The organism is Microcoleus sp. A6-C6 (genome assembly GCF_036705955.1).
Classification (GTDB): Bacteria; Cyanobacteriota; Cyanobacteriia; order Cyanobacteriales; family Microcoleaceae; genus Microcoleus.
In genome coordinates this window covers 1-23,571 of the sequence record NZ_JAUBVR010000033.1, presented here as the reverse complement: position 1 = coordinate 23,571, position 23,571 = coordinate 1, and the positions used below count along the sequence as shown (strand labels likewise).

Annotated in this window: 15 protein-coding genes; 12 read left to right on the top strand and 3 right to left on the bottom strand. The window is 46.5% G+C overall.

Annotation, left to right across the window (positions count from 1 at the left end):
• The first annotated feature begins 84 nt into the window (after nucleotides 1–84).
• A complete protein-coding gene (locus QUB52_RS15090; protein ID WP_332973547.1) occupies nucleotides 85–2,586 on the top strand; it encodes a glycosyltransferase family 2 protein in 2,502 nt (833 codons plus the stop codon).
• A gap of 144 nt (nucleotides 2,587–2,730) precedes the next feature.
• On the opposite strand, the gene QUB52_RS15085 is transcribed toward QUB52_RS15090, so the two are convergent.
• Nucleotides 2,731–4,164 (bottom strand): ABC transporter substrate-binding protein, encoded by a 1,434-nt coding sequence (locus QUB52_RS15085; RefSeq protein WP_265235447.1) that lies wholly within the window; start codon nucleotides 4,162–4,164, stop codon nucleotides 2,731–2,733.
• Nucleotides 4,165–4,600: 436 nt separating this feature from the next.
• On the opposite strand from QUB52_RS15085, the gene QUB52_RS15080 reads away from it, so the two are divergent.
• From QUB52_RS15080 to QUB52_RS15045, 8 genes are all read left to right on the top strand, one after another.
• Nucleotides 4,601–5,515: a COX15/CtaA family protein gene (locus QUB52_RS15080; RefSeq protein WP_332966759.1), complete on the top strand. Its 915-nt coding sequence runs from the start codon at nucleotides 4,601–4,603 to the stop codon at nucleotides 5,513–5,515.
• Between the two features lie 132 nt (nucleotides 5,516–5,647).
• Nucleotides 5,648–6,625, top strand: a complete 978-nt coding sequence (locus tag QUB52_RS15075) for a heme o synthase (protein WP_332973546.1) — start codon at nucleotides 5,648–5,650, stop codon at nucleotides 6,623–6,625.
• Nucleotides 6,626–7,013: 388 nt separating this feature from the next.
• Complete coding sequence (locus QUB52_RS15070) at nucleotides 7,014–7,583, top strand: Uma2 family endonuclease (protein ID WP_332973544.1); 570 nt, start codon at nucleotides 7,014–7,016, stop codon at nucleotides 7,581–7,583.
• An 81-nt stretch (nucleotides 7,584–7,664) separates the two neighbouring features.
• Entirely contained in the window at nucleotides 7,665–7,838 is a 174-nt protein-coding gene (locus QUB52_RS15065; protein ID WP_442923192.1) for a DUF433 domain-containing protein, read from the top strand.
• Between the two features lie 387 nt (nucleotides 7,839–8,225).
• Nucleotides 8,226–9,809 (top strand): pentapeptide repeat-containing protein, encoded by a 1,584-nt coding sequence (locus QUB52_RS15060; protein ID WP_332973541.1) that lies wholly within the window; start codon nucleotides 8,226–8,228, stop codon nucleotides 9,807–9,809.
• Between the two features lie 133 nt (nucleotides 9,810–9,942).
• A complete protein-coding gene (locus QUB52_RS15055) occupies nucleotides 9,943–10,182 on the top strand; it encodes a hypothetical protein (protein ID WP_332973539.1) in 240 nt (79 codons plus the stop codon).
• 132 nt (nucleotides 10,183–10,314) lie between these two features.
• Nucleotides 10,315–10,638, top strand: a complete 324-nt coding sequence (locus tag QUB52_RS15050) for a DUF433 domain-containing protein (RefSeq protein WP_332973538.1) — start codon at nucleotides 10,315–10,317, stop codon at nucleotides 10,636–10,638.
• A 2-nt stretch (nucleotides 10,639–10,640) separates the two neighbouring features.
• Entirely contained in the window at nucleotides 10,641–10,991 is a 351-nt protein-coding gene (locus QUB52_RS15045) for a DUF5615 family PIN-like protein (RefSeq protein ID WP_332973537.1), read from the top strand.
• A gap of 57 nt (nucleotides 10,992–11,048) precedes the next feature.
• On the opposite strand, the gene QUB52_RS15040 is transcribed toward QUB52_RS15045, so the two are convergent.
• Nucleotides 11,049–13,922 carry a zinc-dependent metalloprotease gene (locus QUB52_RS15040; RefSeq protein WP_442923191.1) on the bottom strand — a complete coding sequence of 958 codons (2,874 nt, stop codon included), beginning with the start codon at nucleotides 13,920–13,922 and terminating at the stop codon, nucleotides 11,049–11,051.
• Between the two features lie 361 nt (nucleotides 13,923–14,283).
• Entirely contained in the window at nucleotides 14,284–17,847 is a 3,564-nt protein-coding gene (locus QUB52_RS15035; protein WP_265234135.1) for a hypothetical protein, read from the bottom strand.
• A gap of 356 nt (nucleotides 17,848–18,203) precedes the next feature.
• On the opposite strand from QUB52_RS15035, the gene QUB52_RS15030 reads away from it, so the two are divergent.
• The 3 genes from QUB52_RS15030 to QUB52_RS15020 all read left to right on the top strand — a co-directional run bounded on the left by QUB52_RS15030 (nucleotide 18,204) and on the right by QUB52_RS15020 (nucleotide 23,284).
• Complete coding sequence (locus tag QUB52_RS15030) at nucleotides 18,204–18,428, top strand: hypothetical protein (protein ID WP_265234134.1); 225 nt, start codon at nucleotides 18,204–18,206, stop codon at nucleotides 18,426–18,428.
• A gap of 307 nt (nucleotides 18,429–18,735) precedes the next feature.
• A complete protein-coding gene (gene ppc, locus QUB52_RS15025; protein ID WP_332966765.1) occupies nucleotides 18,736–21,855 on the top strand; it encodes a phosphoenolpyruvate carboxylase in 3,120 nt (1,039 codons plus the stop codon).
• 274 nt (nucleotides 21,856–22,129) lie between these two features.
• Nucleotides 22,130–23,284 carry a phosphodiester glycosidase family protein gene (locus QUB52_RS15020; protein WP_332966766.1) on the top strand — a complete coding sequence of 385 codons (1,155 nt, stop codon included), beginning with the start codon at nucleotides 22,130–22,132 and terminating at the stop codon, nucleotides 23,282–23,284.
• Nucleotides 23,285–23,571: the final 287 nt, after the last annotated feature.

Genomic DNA, 23,571 nt, shown 5'->3' with positions numbered 1-23,571 from the left:
GTCTGTCGAAATTTTCAACGGGATTAAGAAGTGAACAGCAGGAAACCCTGACTGTTGCAAACACGATCGGGAATTTCACCTTTTATGACAAATTCAAGATTTGACCTTCAAGACTTAAAACGCCGCTTTTTGGGGCGGATTTGGCGCGTGCAGATGGCAACGCTAGTCGTGTTGGGGTCGGTTGCTTTCGCAGGTGCGATCGCCTCCGCCTGGTTTAGCGGTGAAGGCACTGTCAGCGGTATTTTTGCCACAATCGACACTTGGCAGCAAAACCCGCCTGTCTGGCTGCAAGTACCCGATGCGAGCAAGATTTATTTGTTATTGCCGACTTTCGCCCTTGTCTCGGCCGCTTTAGTTGCAATAAAAATTTCGCCTCAACCACAGAAATGGTCGCGGGCTGTGGTAGTCGCCATAGTTTTGGCTTTAACCATTCGCTACGTTTTGTGGCGATCGCTCGTTACCCTAAATTTAAGCGATCCCCTCAACGGTATCTTTAGTTTGGGGCTGTTTTTCCTAGAAATGCTGATGGTGTTCACCAGCAGCCTTCAACTGTATTTAATGCTGAGAATGAAAGACAGGCATCGAGAAGCCGATCGCATGGCAGTTGCAGTTGCAGAGGGAAACTTTGCCCCATCCGTAGACATTTATATTCCAACTTACAACGAACCGCTTTTTATTTTGAGGCGCACTATCATCGGCTGTCAAGCTTTAGATTATCCCAACAAACAAATATATTTGCTCGACGATACAAAGCGCCCTGAAATTAAATTGCTAGCCCAAGAACTGGGATGTAAGTATATAACCAGACCCGATAATAGTCACGCCAAAGCTGGCAACATCAATCACGCCACAGCCCTAACAAATGGAGAACTAATTGTAGTTTTCGATGCAGATTTCATTCCTACTAAAAACTTTTTAACCAGAACAGTTGGCTTTTTTCAAAATCCCGAAATCGCCCTCGTTCAAACACCGCAAAGCTTTTACAACCACGATCCAATCGCCCGCAATTTAGGTTTAGAAAATGTGCTCGCGCCGGAAGAAGAAGTATTTTACAGGCAAATTGAAATCATCAAAGACAGCGCCGACAGCGTAATTTGTGCTGGCACGTCTTTTGTGATGAGGCGCAGCGCGCTACAAACAGTGGGAGGCTTTGTCACAGATTCAGTTTGCGAAGATTATTTTACCGGAATTCGACTGTCAGCCACCGGATATCGTTTAGTTTATTTAGATGAAAAATTGAGTGCTGGTTTGGCTGCTGAAAATATAGAAGCTCATTTAACTCAAAGGCTGCGCTGGGCGCAAGGCACGCTTCAAGCATTTTTTATTGATTCCAATCCTTTAACGATTCGCGGCCTCAGATTGGTACAAAGGCTATGTCACCTGGAAGGATTGCTGCACTGGTTTACCAGTTTAACCAGGGTTTTATTTCTGTTGATGCCTTTAGCTTATTCGTTTCTCGGCGTACTTCCTTTGCGGACAAATGCGCGGGAATTGCTCTACTTTTTTCTGCCTTACTATTTGGTGCAAGTTACTGTGTTTTCTTGGCTGAACCGCAAATCGCGATCGGCTTTGCTTTCCGATGTTTACTCGTTCGTGCAGTGTATTCCTTTAGCGGTGGCGGTGGTGAGTGCTATGCTGAATCCCTTTCAGAAAGGGTTTAAGGTAACGCCCAAAGGAATTGCGAGCGATCGCTTTAGTTTTAACTGGAATTTGGGATGGCCTTTGATTATCTTATTCGCAGCTACAGCATTCAGTTTGTTGCATAATTTAAACATTCATTTAGTTAAAAATGTTGGCAGCTTGGAGGCAATATCAGCAAGTGCTGATTTGTTAAAAGGTGTGAGTGTGGGCTGGATTTGGAGTGCTTACAACTTGCTGATGCTGGGAATTGCGCTGCTAATTTTGGTGGATATTCCTAAGCCGGACATTTACGAATGGTTCAATTTGCGTAGGGTGGTGCAGTTGAATGTGGGAGGTGAAAGTTTTTGGGGAATAACAACTGTAATTTCGGAAAGTGGCGCTGAAGTTGCTTTGACTGAACGGCCGAGTTTTGCGGTGAAAGGTAAAGGCAGTAATCAGAGTTTTACCGCAGCAGAGATGTTGCCCAAATATGCTGTTGAGACAAGTTTATCGGATGGTAAAATGAGAGCGATCGCTCGCAGCGTGGCCGTCAAAGCGAGGATATCCCTACCGTCGCCTATTCTGGAGTTGAACGAAGCTAGTTTTGACAAGCATTTGATTGATTGCGACTCGGCGACTCTGGAAATTATGGAAGAGAAATGTTTGATTCCTGTGGCTAAGATTGAGTTGATTAGCGATAAATCTCACTTGAAGTCTAGTCTTCGGGATGCAGCAGGGTGCAGTTTTGCGGAATTTCCGACTGTGCGAATTGTGTTCGATCGCCTAAACATTAGTCAACACCGCTGTTTGATCGAAATGCTCTACTGTCGCCCCGGCCAGTGGAAACGGCTGGAAACGCCCGGAGAATGGCGATCGCTGTGGCTGTTGTTGAGAATTGCTTTGAAACCGAGGGCTATTTTTGAGAGAAACAGGCAAGTTAGACCGATCGGGGTTTCGCAAGTTTAGATCCAATTAGCTAGACTTCTGGCATAAATCTTTGATTGATTAATCAACCGTAGATGCAAGGTAGATCAACGCAGATCAACGCCGATAATTTCAAGAGAGTGTGTAATTTTTGCAAGAGGTATTTTCTTGCTTGTTCAATACAATTCATAAACCGGATATCGGCACAAAATCGTAACCGTAACTGGTGCGATTTCCCGGTTTAACAATTACTAATTGAACTGCTCGATTGCGATCGCCCGAAGGTAAAAATCGAATCGGGCCCGATGCTCCTGTTGCCGAAAAATCCGGTGCCGATAAAGCTTGTTGAATGCCTGTGCGAGTCGGATTGCGCCCTAAACCGACAATTAGGGCGATCGCCGCATCGTAGGCTAAAGCTGTGCGCCAACTTACTTCAGCATTCCAAAGTTGTTTGGATGTTTGGGGAAAGCTTGACTGCGGATCTGCCAGAATGTGCCAAGGAACAGCCAGCACCATATCTGCTGCTCCTGCGCCACCAATTTGCAGTGTTTTAGCAGTATAAACGTCGTCTCCTGCTAGTAACGGTAGCCGTTTGGCGTTTACTTGCACTACTTGCAAAGCTTGGTCAAGCGTGGCGGTATTGGCGGCTAACATAATCACTTCTGCTCCCTGGGCGATCGCGCTTTTAAAGCTTTCGGTAGCATTAAAATTGCCCTTAGCAAAGTCAAATTCCGATACTACTTGTCCGCCATCTCCATAAAGAGCAGTCGTGAATTCACTTTTCAAAGATTTGCTATAATTGCTAGCAGAATTGAAAAATACAGCAGCTTTTTTCTTTTGTAATTTTGTTAGCATATAGCGAGAAAGAGCATTCGCAGCAAATCGATCGCTCGGCACTGTCCTAAATATGTTGCTGCCAATTCCTGAGAGTTGCACAGACGTACTAATCGGAGAAATTGCTACTAATTGATTTTGCTGGTAAATCTTGCTGGCTGCTAGCGTTGCATCTGAACTAAAATGCCCGATTACTCCTAAGACTTCTGAATTATTTGCTAAAGCACTGGCAATTTGCGAAGCAATCTCTGGGTTGTCGTCATCGTTAGCAATTAGCACTTTTAATGGAGTACCGCTAATGCCGCCACTTTGGTTGATTTCATTTTGAGCTTGAGCAACGCCCCGCAAAATTTCTTGAGCACCATTGATATCGGCGCCAATGGGAACTGCTGCGGCAATTGTGTAGGATTTTTGGTTGCCGATGCGGGCGTTGTTGAGGTAAATTAGTGCTTCGGGATCGTTGCGATTGGTTTTCAGTGAAGCTTGTAAGTCGGAAATAGCGGCGTTGTAGTTGCCAGATGCGTAAGCCTGTACTGCTGCTTGTTTGTTTGTGGTTGCTTTGTCTGAAATTAGCAGTTTTTTTCCGGCACTCAGACGCTGCTGGATTGCTTGCTCTGACTGCGGGGAATTCTCCGTCGGGGATTTGGAAACTGTCGGATTTTGGGGTGATGAAGCTTCGGGAGTAATGCCGCCGCGGCTTGTCAGCCACCAAATACCTGTGCCGGCTAGCCCGATCGTAATTAGGAGCGATAATGCTAAAACAGCGGTTTCGTTTTTTTGGGACATGGCTGCAAAGTTTGAGATTTTAGGTTTTAGATTCAACGACTCAGGAGGCAGGAGGCAGGAGGCTGGAGGCTGGAGGCAGAAAAACGAATCTAAACACTTTTCAACGCCTATCACAATTATACATTAACTAGCTTTTTTTTAATTATATTTTTATTTTTGATCGAAATACCGACAGTGGGGGAGTTGTAAACCATCGAAGATTGGCGTGAAAGATTAAAGTTTTTTGAAGTTTAGCAAAAATCCTGCAATCTTTTGTAATATAAACAGGAAAGTTGAAAAATATCTAAAGACAAACTAATTAGATAAAAGAGTCGCTAAGGTAGGAATTATGACAGATTGTCAGAAAAAACAAGTGTTAAGCTCGGCTAAGCTCAGCCAAAACAAAACCGCAATATTTAATTAAGCTCGATCGATAACAAAGGCTAAGGTAAAGTTCATGGCAAACTCAGTTTTAAATCAGCCAAAAGCAGCAGCAGGAGTGCAGTGGCAGCCAAAAGATATTATCCGCGGCCTAGTGTGGAAAATTGCGATCGCAACCTGGCTGTTGATGGCTGTAGGCAGCGCCACGCGCGTGATGAATGCGGGGCTCGCTTGCCCGGACTGGCCGCTGTGCTACGGTCAATTAATACCCGCAGCGCAAATGAATTTGCAGGTATTTCTAGAGTGGTTTCACCGATTGGATGCAGCAGCAATTGGCTTAAGCGCGATCGCCCTTTTAGGAGTTTCTGTATTCTACCGCAGCCGCCTACCGAAGTGGTTGCCACTCGCCAGCGCCGGGGTTGTATTTTTAATCCTTTTTCAAGGCGTCTTGGGCGGCCTCACTGTGACGCAACTGCTGCGATTTGACATCGTTACCGCTCACTTGGGAACGGCTTTACTGTTTTTTTGCGCCCTGCTAGCGATCGGTTTTATGCTGACTCCCTACGAAGCTACGGGCAATATAAACAAATTAGCATGGGTAAGTTCGATCGCAGCATTGTTAGTTTACCTACAAAGCCTGCTAGGAGCATTAGTAGGCTCTAGATGGGCGCTGCATCAATGTTTGGGCTCGTCAGAATTGTGTTCGGTAATGAACAGCCACATCGCCGGCATCGTACCCGCTACCGCAGCAACTTTAGCATTATCAGTCATGGCTTGGCGACAACCAGCACTAAGTTCAAGCTTGCGAAAATTAGGAAATTTAGCCAGTGTTTGTCTGATTGTTCAATTAGTTCTAGGATTAGCAACTTTCCGGCTGCACCTTCAGGTAGAACCGCTGACAGTCGCGCACCAAGCAGTCGGTGCAGCATTGCTGGGAACCCTGGTAGCTTTTAGTGTTCTAGCGTGGCGCGATCGAGTTTTATCAGCTTGAGAGATAAGACTAAAGTAAGAGGCGGCGGGTTTATTAATCCTTGTAGCTACATCAAATATTTATCGTAAAACCCGCCACTCCAACCTAATGACTAATGACGAATTCACAAATAATTACTAACAGCTTACAACCATGCAAGAAATCCTTACCAACGACAGGCCCCGCCTCCACGAAAACTTTTCGCAAGTTGTGAAAAGTTACTATCAACTAACAAAACCCAGAATTATTTTACTGCTGCTAATCACCACCTCAGCAGGAATGTGGATGGCCGCCAAAGGAGAAGTCGATCCGCTATTGCTGGTATCAACTATTACCGGAGGCGCTTTAGCTTCGGCTTCCGCCAATACAATCAATTGCATCTACGACAGCGACATCGACTATATCATGGAGCGCACCCGGTGGCGGCCGATTCCTTCGGGGCGAGTTAAGAAGCGGGATGCTTTGATATTTGCGATCGTCCTAGCGACAATATCCTTTACATTGCTTACAGTTGTCGCCAACTTATTAGCCGCTTTGCTAGCAATGTCCGGCATAGTCTTCTACGTCCTAATTTACACGCACTGGCTGAAGCGCCACAGCGTGCAAAACATCGTCATCGGCGGTGCAGCAGGGGCGATTCCTCCTTTAGTTGGGTGGGCTGCGGTGACGGGAGATTTGAGTTGGGGTGCGTGGCTGCTATTCGGGATTATATTCCTGTGGACACCGCCGCATTTTTGGGCTTTAGCAATGATGATTCGCGACGAATACGAGGGAGTAGGAGTACCGATGTTGCCGGTAATTGAAGGCGACGAAGAGACAGCCCGCCAAATTTGGATTTACACCTTATTGATGCTTCCTGCAACTTTGCTGCTAGTCTATCCGCTGAATTTAGCCGGCCCGGTGTATGCAGGTACTGCGATTTTCCTCGGTGCTATTTTTGCTCAAAAGGCTTGGTTGCTGTTGCAGACTCCAGAAGATAAGAACGTAGCGCGATCGCTCTTCAAATACTCTATTCTGTATCTGATGCTATTGTGCGCGGGAATCGTGGTTGACAGTTTGCCTGCGACTCATAACTTTACTACTGCTGTTGTCCAAAATGTGCAAAGTTTGATTAGTACAGTTGTGATGTAATAATCAGTTAAATAGCAATTATTAAAATGAAGCCCGCATCTTGCGGGTTTTGTTTATGGTAAAATAGCAATAAGCTGTTATTCATTTAAATTTCTTGCCTGAACCCCTTACCGTATGGGGTATAGACTACAAATAATGCAGTTTAAATGTGGAACAGCTTAGTCATTCTCCAATCTGCTTTCATCAGCGTTAATCTGCGTTAATCTACAGTTAAAAAAGAGCGATCGGGCAAATAAATCGACATAACTTATACTATTATCACCTTGAAAGTTGTACAAAAGCAGCTAGATGCCCTGCTCAATCATGTCTACGAGCGTATCGTTGTTTCTATCACCGTCCGTATCTCGAAAATCGCTACAATTAAGCTATGAAATTCGCCTGCAATACTATGATTGCCATCCCCTCTGGATTTAGCCCCGAAGAGTACCTTTCCCTGGAACATGAGAATAAAGTCCGCCATGAATATCAGCGCGGCTTAGTCTACGCAATGGCGGGAGGTAGCGACGATCATGATGAACTGTCATTGAATCTAATTGAACTTTTGCGCCACAAGGTTCGCGATTTCGGTTGCTCTGTGCGATCGGGTAATGTGAAGGTGAATTATGCAGGTGAGTTTTTCTATTATCCCGATGCGTTTGTGACGTGCGATCCGCGAGATAGGAGCGATCGCTATGTGAAGCGCTATCCTAAGTTGATTGCTGAGGTGCTGTCTCCTTCGACTGAAAAGTTCGATCGCACTGATAAGTTTGAGGATTATCGACAGTTGGAATCCTTGGAAGAGTATGTTTTAATCGCGCAGGATGAGATGCGAGTTGAGTGTCGCCGTCGGGTGAAAGATGGGAATGGGGAACGGTGGGAAACGGTGGTTTATGGTGCGGGCGATTTAGTGATGTTACAGAGTATTGAGCTTGAAGTTGCGATCGCAGAATTATATCGCGGTGTGAATTTGGAGCGATAAATGAGGTAAGCTAGAGACAAAGATTTTAAACAATTTTAACCAATGCCAGCATCCGTTGCTTATCTGTTTGACAGAATCACAGTGAACACAAGACAATATGGCAATCGTCCCTGCATCGGGGGAATATGGATTCGAGTCATCGATATCCTAGAGTTGCTAGCTGCTGGTTTGAGTTTTGAGCAAATTCTAGAAGAATTGCCAGACTTGGAAGTTGACGATATAGCCTTTCTCGCATTGGTGAGGTACGAATTTTGACCTTAAAAGCTTGCTGGTGTAAGGTTTGTAGCATAACTCAGCATACCTCATCTTTCTGAGAAACGCTATATTAAAGCTGCGCTTCTGTATGCAGTCCGCAAGCTCGCTCGTCCTATTTTGGCCGCATGACTATTTAGTTGAATGCTCATTTACCGCCAGCCATTGCTGTGTGGATTACTGCTACTTTTGGTGAAATACATTAGCGATCGGCGGTATTTTTCTATTGTATAGGGTATTGTACCGCAACTGCGATACAATTATAAGTTATGCCGCTCATAAATCGGGTCAGTGTGAAAACAATTTCGCTTAGTCCAATGCTCTAATAAGTGTTCAGATGGGAATAATTTTGCTCAAGCATTACACGGTATAAAGTGACTGCATAGATTTATGATGGATCGGTTCAAGGAAGAAGCTTTGGAGATGCTTGGACAAGGGGTGGAAGCGTGGAATCGTTGGAGAGAGGCAAATTCAGGTGTGATTTATCTTGGTAATCTCTTCGACTATGAGGAAGAAAACCAACCGCACAATTTGGATGGTTATAACCTTGAACTTGTAAATTTCAAAAACACTTACTTAAGAGGATGTAGTTTTAGAGATGCTAACTTACGCACAGCCTATTTATGCTGGGCTGATCTCCGTGGGGCTGATTTCTATGGGTCTGACTTGAGTGAGTCTCGTTTTAGACAAGCAAGGCTAGATAATAAAACAAAACTTAGGTCGGTTAATTTGAGTCGAGCTAGGCTACTTGATGTTGATTTGAGTGGTTTAGACATTAGCAATAGCGACTTGAGCGAATGTGTTTTAAGTGAGCCAAAAGGTGGATACTATCCACCGTCCAAAGCTAAGCTTGAGGGATGCAATCTTGAAAGATCAAACTTAAGTGGAGCCAACTTAGAGGGAGTTGTTCTAGTGAAGTCAAGATTGGTTTCAGCAATTCTTGTCAAAGCAAATCTTGTAGAGACGAACCAAGCTGAAGTAGATTTGACTGATGCAAATTTGGCTGATGCAGACCTTTGTAGAGCGAGTCTTATCCGAGCCGAGATCACAAGAGCTAACTTCTCTAATGCCAACCTTAGTGGTGCAAATTTATCCAGATGTCAAGCTTTAGGTGCAAACTTTACAAAAGCAAATCTAACAGGTGCTTGTATAGAAGACTGGCTCATCAATTCCTCCACGAAACTAGATGATGTAGTTTGCGAATACGTTTATCAGAAGTTTCCTGATCAAGAGCGTCTTCCCAGCGACCCAAATCAAAATTTTGCACCAGGCGAGTTTACCAAGTTATTTCAAAAAGCGCTTAATACCGTCATTCTGATTTTTCAGAATGGAATCGATTGGGATGCCTTGCTAATCTCATTTAATAAATTGAGGATTGAGGCAGAAGGAGCAGAGTTATCGATTCAGTCAATTGAGAACAAAAATGATGGCGCTTTTGTTGTCCGAGTCAACGTGCCACTGGAAGCGGAAAAAGCAGAAGTCGAGAAATTTTTGAAACGAGAGTATGCAGCCCAATTGAAGATTCTGGAAGAAAATTATCAGAGTAAACTTCAACTGAGTGTCGTGGAGATTGAAGGCTATCGTCGTGAAAATGCTAATCTTATGGAAGTTGTACGAATAATGGCGAATCAACCAATGAGTGGAAACAGACACATCAATACAGGTGGCGGTAATTACATCGAATCTAATACTGGCAACTATGTTCAAGGTAACTATATCAATATGAGTCAAGACTTATCTGATGCAGCCAGAGAGATTCAAGATTTGATCGATCAGTTGCAAAGGCACGGTGCAACGGTTGATGTAGCTCAAGATCAGGTTGCTCAAGATATAGCAACTCAGGCCCAAAGCAATTCAACAATCAAAGAGAAGTTATTGAAGTGGGGGCAATCATTGGGCGATGCGACCGTGAGTGATGTGGTTAAAGGGGTGGTTAAGCTAGCTATTCGTTCAGCAGGAATTCCATTACCCTAGCTGCAAGCTGCGACTGCATAACAATCCCGTTGCACACCGACCGTATAGAGCTTCTTCGTTGAGTTGGAGAGGTTGTTTGCGCCGGGTGAGCTTGGTCGTTAGACCGCTAAATCTGAGTTGGGTAGTGGCTTGAATGTATTTATCAAATTCCAACCCAAAGGTGAATGCCATGCAAGCCAAACTTCAAGAACAACTTTCTCCTGCTGATGCCGAAGTCATTTTGAGACGCTTGCCAGAACGAATTCCGGCTCCGATCGCGCGTGCTGCGGAAATTGAATATCCGATCGCAGTTTCGATCGCCATTTCGATCGCCATTTGTCTCGACACAGAAGCATTAGGTTTCCTAGATTGCAAACCAGGACGCGGGCAGTAAAATCGAGAAGTCCCAGGCGATGAAGTTCGAGATAAGGTGAAAGCCCGATCGCTAAAATGATAAATAGATGTTGCTGCCAAGATAACATCGAATCCGTCTATGATAATAAGTAGTGAAAATCCCAAAAAATGTATGCCAGTTGTAGCAGTTAAAACTTATATAGAGTATCGGAATGATGCCTATTGGGTTGAAGGAACTCGGATTTCTCTGGACTCGATCGCCTATGCTTTCCAACAAGGACTATCGCCCGAAAGTATTGTTCAGTCTTTCCCACTACTGACACTGGAACAGGTTTATGGGGCGATCGCCTTTTATCTAGCCAACCGCCCTGAAATCGACGCTTACTTAGCCGCCGAAGAAGCTGCATTTGATGCCATGCCTCAACCTCTACAAACCAGCGATCCAGCTTTGTACAACAAACTGATGGCAGCTAAAGCAGCAAGACAGCAGGTGTGATCGTGAATGTGCGCTATCAAGCTGATGCTGACTTAAATCAGGCGCTCGTCACAGGATTACTGCGACGAGAATCTACAATCGACTTTCAAACTGCTTTTGCTGCTGGGTTAGAAGGCGTTAAAGATTTAGATGTGCTGGCAATTGCAGCACAGCAAAGACGTGTTCTTGTCAGCCACGATCGCAAAACAATGCCATCGGAATTTGCTGAGTTCATTACTACCAATCAGAGTGCTGGTGTCATTATTGTTTCCCGAAAAATACCGATGGAAGTTGTCATCGAAGAACTGCTGGTGATTTGGGCCGCATCTAGTGCAGAGGAATGGGTGGATCGTATTGCCAAGCTACCTCTGTGATGCAAACTAAAACTGATTTTTTACACTATAGCAACCGCCAAGGCGGTTGCTATAAGATTAATTCGACTGAATCTGTGCGTTCAAAACCTTAGAAATGCGATCGCGCGTTTCCTCCAAATGAGCCCGCGTATAAGCATCCGCATTCCTGTCCAAATTCCGAATACTCTTGCTCAAACCCTCCCGCAACTGCCGCAACTCATACCACGCCAGAGTCCGCGCATCTTCAGGAACACTGGTTTTTCGCAGCACCATGCCGATCAAAATCGCCAAATGTTCCCGCTGCAACGATCGCCTAAAAGTCGAAATTTGGATCTTCTTTTCCGGCTGCAATACCTCTTTCCAGATATCTTTTTGCAAGGTATCAAACATTTCCGGCAACTTCAAAGCGCTTTCCGGCGATGATTTTAACTCCGCATCCCGCAGCCTCGTTAGCCGCACCGGAGATAGCAACACTCGCAGCACAAATCGCTGCATAAAAGTAATTCGATCGCCGATCGGGTAATCTAGAGGAAACACCAAAGCCGGACTTCCCCAGTGATCCCAACGCGCAGGTGCTAATTTATTCAGCAAATCCGGCGCAAAACTAAACGCATCGGGCGCAAATACGTACTTGTCAATGGTAGCCAAAGCTTTTCGTTGCTGCGAAAGTTCGATCGGCACAAACGGCAATTTCGCATTGATATCTCCTGGGCGAATCCGACTAAACGACTGTCCCCCCACATACAAAGTCGCATTCATCACCTGCTGAAAATAATACCCAAACACCGAATCAAACATCACCCGCAGTTCGTTATAACCGTCTTCCCCAACCGGAATTCGCTTTTCTAAACGCTTCCACATTGCCCTAGAATTATCCAATTGCGATTGCGAATACCTCAGCATATTGCCACTGAGATCGAAGGTATTCGCAGCGGGATCGAGATTGTCAACAGTATCCTCATCCGGCGCATAAGCTAATTGCGGTTCCCCCGCGCGACTGGCAATTTTTTGCAGCGCTGGTAAGTCACTGTTGGGGTTTAAGCCACCCATAACTTTGTAACCGTACTCGATCGCCCAATCGTCATAAGGCCCTACAATCGTTGGATAATAGTCACCCTGAACAGTTCCCTCCGGTGCCAAATTAATCGGCACATAATCCATCACCGAGGCCACCATACCTTGCGTGCGAGTTACCTGAGTATTGTTTAAATCCTCCGGTTGCAGCATCGTGCTCCCGTGAAAATTGTGCTTCAAACCGAGAGTGTGACCGACTTCGTGTGCAGTCAAATATCGGATATAATCATTAACATAATTCTCAATCGCTGGACTGCTAGGCGCTGCATTGTCCAACAGCGACATCGACATTGCCCCGATCGCAAATTGCCGACTCGATTCCAACCCAAAGCACAGATCAGAACTCGACATCAAGCGCGATAAAGGCGATCGCTTTTGCACTTGATATCGTTCCACCAAAGTCGGTAAATCATCAGCAATTCCACCTTGAGACTTTTCCCCGCTGCTTTTTCCTAAATCCCCATTGTCGAGCATCGGCAAATAGCGAGAATACATCCCGAACTGACAGGGATTAGTATTAGAGCCATTTCGCCCTTGAAAACTCTTCCCTAGCGATCGATTTTGTTCCACCAAAGACCGATATCCCTGTTTAATTTGCCGGACAATATTAGCATCCAACAAAATATCAGCATCCAAAATTTCCCCAGTCAGCGGATTAGTGCGAGACGGCCCCAGTCCGGCAAAATCCGACTCAAAAGAACTTGACCATCTAATAGTATTGTAGCGGACATCAGCCGGGTCCCATTTAGCATTATCCGGCATTTGTTTAACCTGAATTGCCTCAGTAAAACCTGCGTTTTCAAAAGCTTTGTTCCACTCCAAAATCCCCTCACGAATTGCATTTCGGTATTCCAGAGGCACATTATTTTCAATCCAAAAGACGATCGGCTGCACCGGAGGCGACAGCGGCGCTGTCGGGATTTGCTTTTGCAAATGCCAGCGATTGATATAGCGCACAAAAGGCTCCCGGCCGCTGTTGTCAGAAAAGTCTTTATATGCTGTCAGAAAATAGCCCACTCGCTCGTCTGCAAGTCTGGGGCGGTAGCCGTTATTCAGTGGCACTTCCGAGAAACTGTAGTGAATGCGGAGGTTAAAAGCGCGACTGTCAGGAATCGAAGGTAAATAGTTAACAGCACTGTCATTATCGCTGGAAAAACCGTAAATAGAAGCAATTTCTACATTCAGCGGAAACGCTTTCACATCTTTAAAATAAGATTTGTCGTCATCGATTGAGTAAGCCGCCCCCAAAATCGCCGGCAAAATCGCTTTAACCCCTGGTAAATCGCGCTTGTCGCTCATCAGCAAATCGCCTAAATCGATCAGCAGAGTTTGCCTTTGCGGATGAATGCTTTTGATCGGCAAAGAATAGAGAATCGACTCGCTAAATGCCCTTTCCACCGAACCCGCTTGCGGATCGCCCGCACTGGTGCGAAAATTGATATTCGGTATGACAAACTGCACGTTATTCTGGACGCGCCTCAGTTGAAATAAGAAATCTCCGATCGGCAATCCGCTCAAAATGCCCCCTTCTCCCAAACCAGAGGCTAATGTCACGAAACACAAAAACTTTTTATCGAGTTGTTGCGGTTTAATTTCCAGATAAACTTTATTAGTTGCTGGATTGCGGTAAAGTGTAAATAGTCCCTCTAACTTTGGCGCGTCTTTGACAACCTGCTCGAAGGGTTGCAGAGCTTCCTGTTCGGTACTTTGTTCCTTGTTGGGCGGCGGAGCTGATAAAGCAAAAGGTAAAAATAAACCTTTATACAAACTAAACAGGAAAAATGCTAGAGATAGTATAAAAAATATCAAAGGCAGATTTTTTCGGGGATTTTTAATCAGTTTGTTTCTGCTATTTTTAGAAAAAATTAATCTTTTCATGTTCAGTGTCCAGTTGCAGGAAAGAATTGTTTTGAGATAGTCGCATCCCAGGATTAATGATTGAAATAACAATCATTAATCTTGCTGAACCCGCCTTTACCATAAGATTTAAATCATTTAAATTCTAACAACAGGTAGCGATAGTTTTATGGTTGACGCGCGTGGTGACTAGAAACCGGGTTTCTCTGACAATTTTGCGTTTAGTAACGAGAAATATTCGTAGAAACCCGGTTTCTGAGATCTGCGTGCGTCAAGGAGTATTTTTCCCGCTATCTCCCTCGAACATAACAGACAACCTAGCTACCCACTAGCTTATAACTTCTCCCATTCTCTCCCTCTCCCATTCTCCCATTCTCATCTTCTACTTCTTCGCCGGCCAGGGAATCATCGGATCTTGAGCCAATCGCTTGGAAACTGCAAGAGCACCGTAACGGTTGAGATGGCTGGGGTCGGAAAAAGATTCCCGTGCTTGGGGCCACAATAAACTATTATCTCGGAAAATTAGTCCGCTTTGATCTGCTAATTGTTGCATATATTGCCGGAATTCTTGTTCGTAACCTGTCCGCACGGGGTCTAAATAATCGACCGTCAGAGGCATATTAACAAATACGAGATTGATGTTGCGAACTTTGGTAAATTCGATCATGTTTTTGAGTGCTACAGTTTGTTCCCCTGTCAATCTAAAATCTTGATAGTCGGTGTCGTAATATCCAGATACTTTGGCGTGTTTCTGAAAGTAAGTATCTGGATTGAAGCGGATGTCGATCGGCAAAAAGCCATTTGGTTGAAATTCACTGAGTGCTTTAGTAGCAGTTGGTTGAGCTTTTTCAGTCGTTGGTTTGTCTTCGGCTGCGGTTGCGGTGCTGTCGGTTAAAGCAGGGGCTGATGGATTAGCGATCGATCGCAAAAACCCTTTGAGTCGATCGCGCTTTTTGTAAGTTGCAGAACTATCCACCAACTTTTGGCTCAAAAATTGTTGAACATTCGCTTGACTTTGTTCCAAATTGTGCATCAATTCACCAGCACTCGCGATCGGATTGTTGGCAATTTCCTTCGCTGTTGGGGATTCTAATTGATTGGTGCGGATCAAAAAACTACCCCTGGCTAATTGTCTGTAACCTTCGGAAGAAGTGATCGCACTAAAAGTCAAATCCGGCCGCCCACTGTTGAGAGCTCTCGCCCCGTCCGCCAAAACCAGCAATTTCGGCAATTGTTGGGGCGGCAAAATCCGGCGGACGATCGAATCTACCACTTGCAGAGTAGCTCCATTCACCCCAAAATTGTAAGCCCTCAACCCCGGATAGCCCCCAGCAGCCAAAGCCGTTTCCAGAGCCGCCGGATCGATGCCCCGCAGCGCCCTAGAACTCCCCACAATTAAAATATCCGGCGGTTTTTTGTACTGGCGGATGTACTCTTGGTAGCGCGCAATCTGCTCATCAAGCTGCTCGCTCCTCAAAGTCGGAAACACCGGAGCAGCAGCAACATCAGCTACAGGAACGCTAGTATTTCCCGGTTTCGTAAACCCAGAACCGTTGAAAGCCTTGTCTCCGCTGGGTTCTGGCGATGGTTGTAACGGAATTTGAGGCAAATTTACCTCTTGAGACTCAGGAACCGGAGAGGGAGAGGGAGAGGAAGAATCGGGGTTCGTGAGAGAGGCTTGAACGTCGATATGAGGCTTGGGGGATGAATCTTGACAATTTGGGCCGCTGCAAACTTCGGAGGCTCTAGGAGCTTGACTAACCGTCGCAGATTTAAGAAATAGACCCAGGAACCAATCGGTATTGAAGGTCAGCAGGCAGCCTGCGATCAGCCAAATCAAGGCCATTCCCGCCACGCGATCGGCCTTCACGCCCCCCGGCGCCGCAGCATTCACTGACAAAGCGTCGTTGGGAACAAACAAACCCGAAGCGACAAGTGGCTGCACCACAGCATGAACTAACTGCTCGCCCAGCTTGTAGCCGGGGAGTCGGATTTTGAAGCGGGACCGCCAGTCGTCGGGCGCCGGAGCATCGAACACCAAATTCTCTCCCAAACCCGAAAAACTCCCATCCGCCACCGACGGCGCAAACTCCGGCACCGCTTCCTTGGACAAGACAGCCTGTTGCGAGGGAGCCGATGCGGGTATTGGTACTGATTCCCCGTCAACCGCCGTTTTAAGATCGATACCGTAGCGCCATAGGGGCATTTTCTGGCCAGCGCGGCGCCCGTAGACTCGCACAAGAGCCACTCCCGGAATTTTTAACTGCCGCAAGAATTTAGCCACTGGCGGGCCTACCTTCGACTGAGCAGGGCAAGTCACAGCTTCAGTCATGACGTGCAGCACGTCGGCTTTGTGCAGCGCCACAGCCCGAATTCCTCCCGTTTCCAGCTTCCGGTTTAGATTGGGATTGAGAAACCTGTTGAGCAAAAAAGTCAAGGCTAATTGGTCGCCTTCGGCTGCCAATATTCTGGGGTTTGCAGCTAAGTCTGGGTGGTGCGCTGCTGGTAAGTCTACCCAGTCGATCCACACTGGCGACTCCGGCTCCGTTTTGCTGTCGCTGGCGGGTTCTACGCCGTAGATAGTTGCTGCGCGGATGCCTTGGGGCGCGAAGGATGCTAACAAAGGGGCGATCGCATCGGTAGTTTGCTGTTGTTCAGGGTATTCTTGCCGTTTGGGTTTTTGTCCTTTTTTGACTGTTTTGCTACAAAACAAGTGCAGAGTTGCTTCTTTGAGGGTTGCTCGCACTTCGACTGTTGATGTCGCCAAGTGTTGGTTAAGCAGTTTGGTGATCGACTGTACGTCTCCCCAGCGAGCCCATTCTTTGAGAATTGTGTCCGGCGGTGTCAAATCCACCCGCAGCAGCCAGTCCGGCTTCGATTCGCCGCTCACTTGGCTGCCGATCACTGCTTCGACTACATCCTCTAGTTGTAGTTTCCGCAGCCTACTGGCGATCGGTTCTGCGAGCAAGGATGGTTCGGGGCTGTAAGCTGACTCGCACAGCACTAACAGCCGCCTTTCCTTGGACTTGAGAATTTGTGGCGCATTGGGGTGCAGGGTTTCCCGGCTGCTTTTGACTTCTTTTTCGCGAATGCTGACTTTGACAGAAACTCCCATCGGCCCAAGGATTTCGCTGAGATAGCTGGCGATCGCCTCTGGATAGCCCTGGCGCGCCAAAGTTTCGGCCGAAACCGTCAATGTACCGCCATCATCGCTGTCACCGGAGTGTATTTCAGGGGATTGAATCAAAGCCACCGCGCCGCGACTTCCCTGCTGATGCGTGGATATTTGCGGTGATTTCGCAGAAACGGGGGCACTGAAAGCTTCTCGCGCTGCCGAAGTGTCGATCGTCACTGGGGAAGTTTCAAAAACTTCTGGGTATTCAATCCGGGAGGCGATGGGGAAACTTGCTGTGTCAAAATCCATTTCTTCCCGCACCTGAGGCATTTGTGTCGGGGTTTCTACTGGTTCTGGTTTCAGTTTGAAGTTGCGGTTTTCTTTGGTGAATTTGCCGAAGAATCCGCCTTTTTTAGGACTTGCTGGCGGTTCGCTGTCGGGGGGACTCATTGGTGGTGGCACTTCGGAAATTTTTGATTCTGGTTCCGGTTGTTGTGGCTGTCGCTGTGGCTGTCGCTGTTTACCGCTGCAATCGAGCCGAACAGTCCAGTCGTTTTGTCGGGAACCGAGTTTGCGGCCGCACAGAAACAATTGGTAGATTTTAGTTCGATCGGGCAACAGTCGCGTTAAATCAGTTTGTTCGATCGCGCTCTTAAATCTCGCCGTCACCAATTCCTGAGACGGACACAGCGCTGCTTCGCACAAAATATGCAGGTGATTTCCGCGCAAACGCGCTTGTACCTGCACTTCGGGCAGCCCTAAAGCGGACCAGGCCCACTGCGATGCGGGCGATCGATTGTCTGCCAATATACTCCCGTTCGCATTCAACATGGGACTTTAAATTTCGTCAAGGCTGGTTTTGTTTTCTACAGATAGCACAGTTTACAGGGTTTTACATACAATTCTTTTATTTGCCGAGCTTAAGCTTTGTATCTGGTTTAACCATTACTGCCCATCTCTGTCTTCCCTCGGCTGCGATCCGTTGGGGAATACTTTTTTCGGCTATAGCTCGAATGTATTTTGGCACAATTAGACCAGTTAAGCTAAGTCATAAGTCATTAGTCAAGTTGATTATTTCCCTTGTTGAGCAACCCCGCCCAACGATTAGGACGTTCTTAATTGCTCAAACCCTTGCTATTCTTCCTTCTGCTGTAAACTAAGGATACTGAATCACACAGGAAGAATCTATGCCGTCTGAAAACCAAGACTTACCCAAAACTCAAACTCCCAACAGTCCCAAGTTGCCAATTCCTTCAGATATTTTCTTGAGCTTAGCCGCCTTACCGATGCTGGGCGGGTTGCTGGCTGCCAAAGCTGCTGGTGAGTTTGTGAGTTCGATCGGCATTGAAAGCGAAGAAGTCTTTCGCGGTTCGCGCCTCCCGGTGCTCAACTTTCCTCACTCGCAGGACTAGAAATCTCAAGACAAGTAAGTTCAAAGCTAATTTTTTGACCAAAAACTTGACAATTGGTATAATCCGTGCTATGAAAATTTGTCTTTGCTTCTAACTTCTAGATAAGTGCCTTCACAAGATTAATTTCAAAACACCAGGGAAGGCAAGCCCCGTACTCCAAACTCTTAGGTCATCAGTCATCAGTCATCCGCAATCGCCAATCGAAAATTGTATAAGATGTCTCAAATGTGACTGCAAACAAAAGTGTTTTAGGCGAAACTAAACCATACAATTTTCTTGACACCCGCAGCTATTGAGGAACAGCCCGATGAGTTCAGTCCTCCAGTCTTCAGAACAGGCTATTGATTCAACATCTATTCCCCATTCTGCCCCTTACTCAAAATCAGACCTGTTTCTGCGCAATCGCCTCAAAGTAGTAGAGGACTTGTGGGAATCGGTGCTGCGACAGGAGTGCGGGCAGGAATTGGTGGATTTGCTCCAACAAATGCGATCGGTCAATTCCGCCGAGGGACAGGCCACTCACTTTCGCGAGTCGAATGTCCTACAGCTAATCGAAAAGCTCGATCTCAACGCAGCCATCCGCGCCGCACGGGCTTTTGCACTGTATTTTCAGTTAATCAACATTGTCGAACAGCACTACGAACAGCGAGACCAACAGCTAGCTTACGCTGGCAGCAACGATGCTAGCGGACGGATGTTTTCTAAGCTGCCGGGACAAGCAACTGATGCGCCCGATCGCCCGCGGCACAGGGAAGGCCCCGCCCAAACAGCTCTGAGCAAGGTAGACAGCAGCGAGGCGATCGCCAAAGATGCCGGAACATTTCACCAACTGTTCCCGATGCTACTGCGCTTAAACGTGCCCAGCCAGCAAATCCAGCGCTTGATCGATCAGTTAGACATCCGCCTAGTATTCACCGCTCACCCGACGGAAATTGTCCGCAACACGATCCGCACCAAGCAACGGCGGATGGCGAAGATTCTCCAAAAGCTAGACCAAGTTGACGAGAAATTTCAGGTGTTGGGGGCTGACTCTGAAAGCCCGTATCCGGTGTCTTCCTGGGAAGCTGCGACTCTGCAAGAGCAACTGATGGAAGAAATTCGCCTCTGGTGGCGCACTGACGAACTGCACCAATTCAAGCCGACTGTGCTTGACGAGGTGGAGTACACCTTGCACTACTTCGACGAAGTGCTGTTTGATGCGATTCCAGAGCTCTACCAACGCTTAAAGCAAGCGCTGCACGCTTCTTACCCTTACCTGAAACCACCTAGTTACAATTTTTGCAAGTTCGGTTCTTGGGTAGGCTCCGACAGAGACGGCAATCCTTCTGTTACCCCGAAAGTTACTTGGCAAACTGCTTGCTATCAACGCCATTTAGTGCTGTGCAAGTACATCAGTGCGGTGAAACGGTTGAACGAACTTTTGAGTTTGTCGCTGCACTGGAGCGACGTATTGCCGGAATTGCTGGAATCTCTCGATCGCGACAAATCGGAATTTCCCGAAGTTTACGAGCAGTGGGCGATCCGCTACCGCCAAGAACCTTATCGCTTGAAACTAGCCTACGTGCTCCAGCGGCTGGAAAATACGCGCGATCGTAATTGGCGCCTCTACAAAGGAGACGAGTTGCAGCGGGAGCGCGAAGCTTTGTCCGAACATCCCGGAATGACCGGCCTTTATCGATCGGGAACCGAGTTTTTGACCGAGTTGCAGCTCATCGAGCACAATTTAATCGAAACCGGTTTGAGCTGTCGGGACTTGGAAAATCTGCTTTGTCAAGTAGAAATTTACGGGTTTAATTTGGCTTACCTAGATATCCGCCAAGAGTCAACAGTACACTCCGACGCTTTGAGCGAAATTGCTGAATACTTGCAAATTTTGCCCAAGTCTTACAATGAAATGTCGGAATGCGATCGAGTGATCTGGCTAGCAACAGAATTGCAAACTCGCCGCCCATTAATTCCAGCAGAATTGCCCTTTTCTCCCAAAACTTGCGAGACGGTTAATACCTTCCGCATATTGCGGCAAATGCACCAGGAGTTCGGCCCGGAAATTTGCGAAACCTACATCATCAGCATGACCCACCATGTCAGCGATATACTGGCGGTTTTGCTGTTAGCAAAAGAATCAGGACTTTACGATCCAGCAACAGGAATTAGCAGCGTTCAAGTAGTCCCCTTGTTTGAAACGGTGGAAGATTTGAAAAAAGCACCGGAAATAATGCAGCAGATATTTGAACTGCCGCTTTATCAGGCTTTGCTAAGCGGAGGATACGCGCAGGAAGTAGCAAAACAAAGCGAACAAAATCCACAATCGACAATCGATCATGTCAGATTGCAAGAGGTGATGCTGGGCTATTCCGACAGCAACAAAGATTCTGGTTTCCTCAGCAGCAATTGGGAAATTCACAAAGCTCAAAAAGCTTTACAAATGGTTGCCGAAAAGCACCAGGTAGAGTTGCGAATTTTTCACGGTCGGGGCGGTTCTGTAGGGCGCGGAGGCGGCCCTGCTTACAAGGCGATTTTGGCTCAGCCCGGAAAGAGTATCAGCGGGCGAATTAAGATTACCGAACAAGGCGAGGTTTTGGCTTCTAAATATTCTTTGCCGGAGTTGGCGCTTTACAATTTGGAAACTGTGGCGGCGGCGGTAATTCAAGCTAGTTTACTGCACACTGGTTTCGATGGCATCGACTCTTGGAACGAGATTATGGAAGAGTTATCGGCGAAATCGCGATCACACTACCGCCATTTAATCTACGAACAGCCGGATTTAGTCGATTTCTTCCACCAAGTTACCCCGATTCAAGAAATCAGCCAGTTGCAAATTAGTTCTCGCCCGGCCCGGCGCGGCGGCAAGAAAGACATCAGCGGTTTGCGGGCAATTCCGTGGGTGTTTAGCTGGACTCAAAGCCGCTTTTTGCTGCCTTCTTGGTACGGTGTCGGTACGGCTTTGCAAGAATTTTTGCTGGAAGAACCGGAAGAACACATGAAACTTTTGCAGTATTTCTACTTGAAATGGCCGTTTTTTAACATGGTAATTTCCAAGGTGGAAATGACGTTATCTAAGGTAGATTTGCAAATTGCAGAACACTACATGAGGGAATTGGCTTTGCCTGCTGACAGAGAGCGTTTTAAGGCTTTATTCGATCAAATTTCTGCCGAATTTTACTTGATTCGGGATTTGGTTTTAACTATTACCCAGCATGAACGTTTGTTGGATGGAGATCGATCGCTTCAGCGATCCGTGCAGTTGCGAAATGCCACGATTGTGCCTTTGGGTTTGTTGCAGGTTTCGCTGCTAAAACGCTTGCGGCAGCACGGTACTGGCGGGATTCCGGGGGTGATTCACTCCCGTTACAGCAAGGGTGAATTGTTGCGCGGAGCTCTGCTGACGATTAATGGTATTGCTGCTGGGATGCGGAATACGGGTTGATTGTTTTGAGTTTTGAAGTAGTAAGGTGCGCACTGCGCACCCTACTACGCCGAAGGTGCGTATTGTGCATCTGAAGAATGGTAAGGTGCGCATTATTGCGGTACAATCTTTGATTTTAAGTAGTTGGACAGAATTAATTACACAAAAATTTGTCTGAAATCTTTACTTAGCAAAAATTAGCAAGAAATCATAGTGTAATTAATTCTGTCGGGTTACTTTTTAACTCTTCCTTCTTCCTTCTTCCTTCTTCCTTCTTCCTTCTTCCTTGTGCTATATGTCTAAACGCAAACAGTCTGAAGGTTGTCGCCCGATGCTGCGGCGCACTTTTTTATTTTTTATGGGCATAGCTTTAGCTCGGATTTTGGCTGATTATTTTGCGATCGCCCAAAACCGAGATAATTTCTTAACTGTTGTGGGTCAATTGTGGCAAAAGTCCCTCGCTTTTTTCTCAAAACAACAATCCAATCAAACTCCTCTACCTCTACCCAACAATCCCACCGTAAAATTAGATAAAAATCCTCAAAAATTGCCCAACAATCCCATCGTCAAATCCCCCAAAATCACTCAACCAAACGCCACAAATTATCCTGTGGCGCAGTCTCAACCTCAAATTATCAGACGTTCCGCTAATCAAGCAAAACCCGTACAAGTCAGCAGCCAAACTCTAGCTGGCGCAAGCTTTTATCTCACAACTATTGACCTTGCAGACCCCGAAATTTATATCACAATTGGGTTGGCTAATGATGCAACTTTAGCAAATAATTCTAAAGTAACGCACGGCGACGAACCTTTTGAAAATATGGTGGGGCGTTACCGGGCTGCTGTTGTTGCTAATGGCACTTTTTTTGGCAAAGATGACCAGAAAGCTGTGCTGGGTAATATGGTGGCTGCTGGTAAGTTTCTCAAATACAGCCGCTGGGAAAATTACGGCACGACTTTGGGAATTAAAGCGGGAAATCAATTGGAAATGGTGACAGCTAGAATCGAAGGTAAGCCGGATTGGAGTCAACATTGGTTTTCTCTGACTTGCGGGCCGAGATTGGTGAAGCAGGGGAAAGTTTGGCTGTCTCCTTTATCGGAAGGTTTTAAAGATTCTCATGTTTTGGGCGTGGGTTCGAGAACGGCGATCGGCTTTCCGGCTTCGGGGGATAAGTTATTTTTGGTGACTTTTCTTGACAGTTTGTCTCTGGAAGCAGAAGCTAAAGTTATGCGGGTGATCGGCTGTTTGGAAGCGATGAATTTGGACGGGGGCGCTTCGGTGGGTTTGGCTCATCAAGGGCAGATTTTATTGCCACCGGGACGGAATTTGACGAATGTGCTGGCTGTTTACGATCGCGAATATCCTGCACCACTTCAATTAAAGCAGTCTTGGGAACGCTTTCAAAAGGGCGATCGACCTTCTCCCGATCCGTCTGTTTTTTTTGATTGATCTAGGAAGAAGAATGAAGAAGGAAGAAGATCGGAGGTACGGTTGAAAGAGACTGTTGGCGAATGTCTGAGGGGTGAAACCCCTCAGACATTCGCCGTCCTGAATAGGCAGAATGATTGTGTAATAACAATACTTCGGACAGTTTTAGAGCCGATCGAGTGTCCGAAACCCTTACTGGCTATATAGTGGACTATTTTTTCAAGGTTTAAGTAGGGCTTGCTGAATAATCGAGCACATATTGCCTCGTCTGAGTTTCGATACTGCGATCGAGAATAAAGTGCAAGATA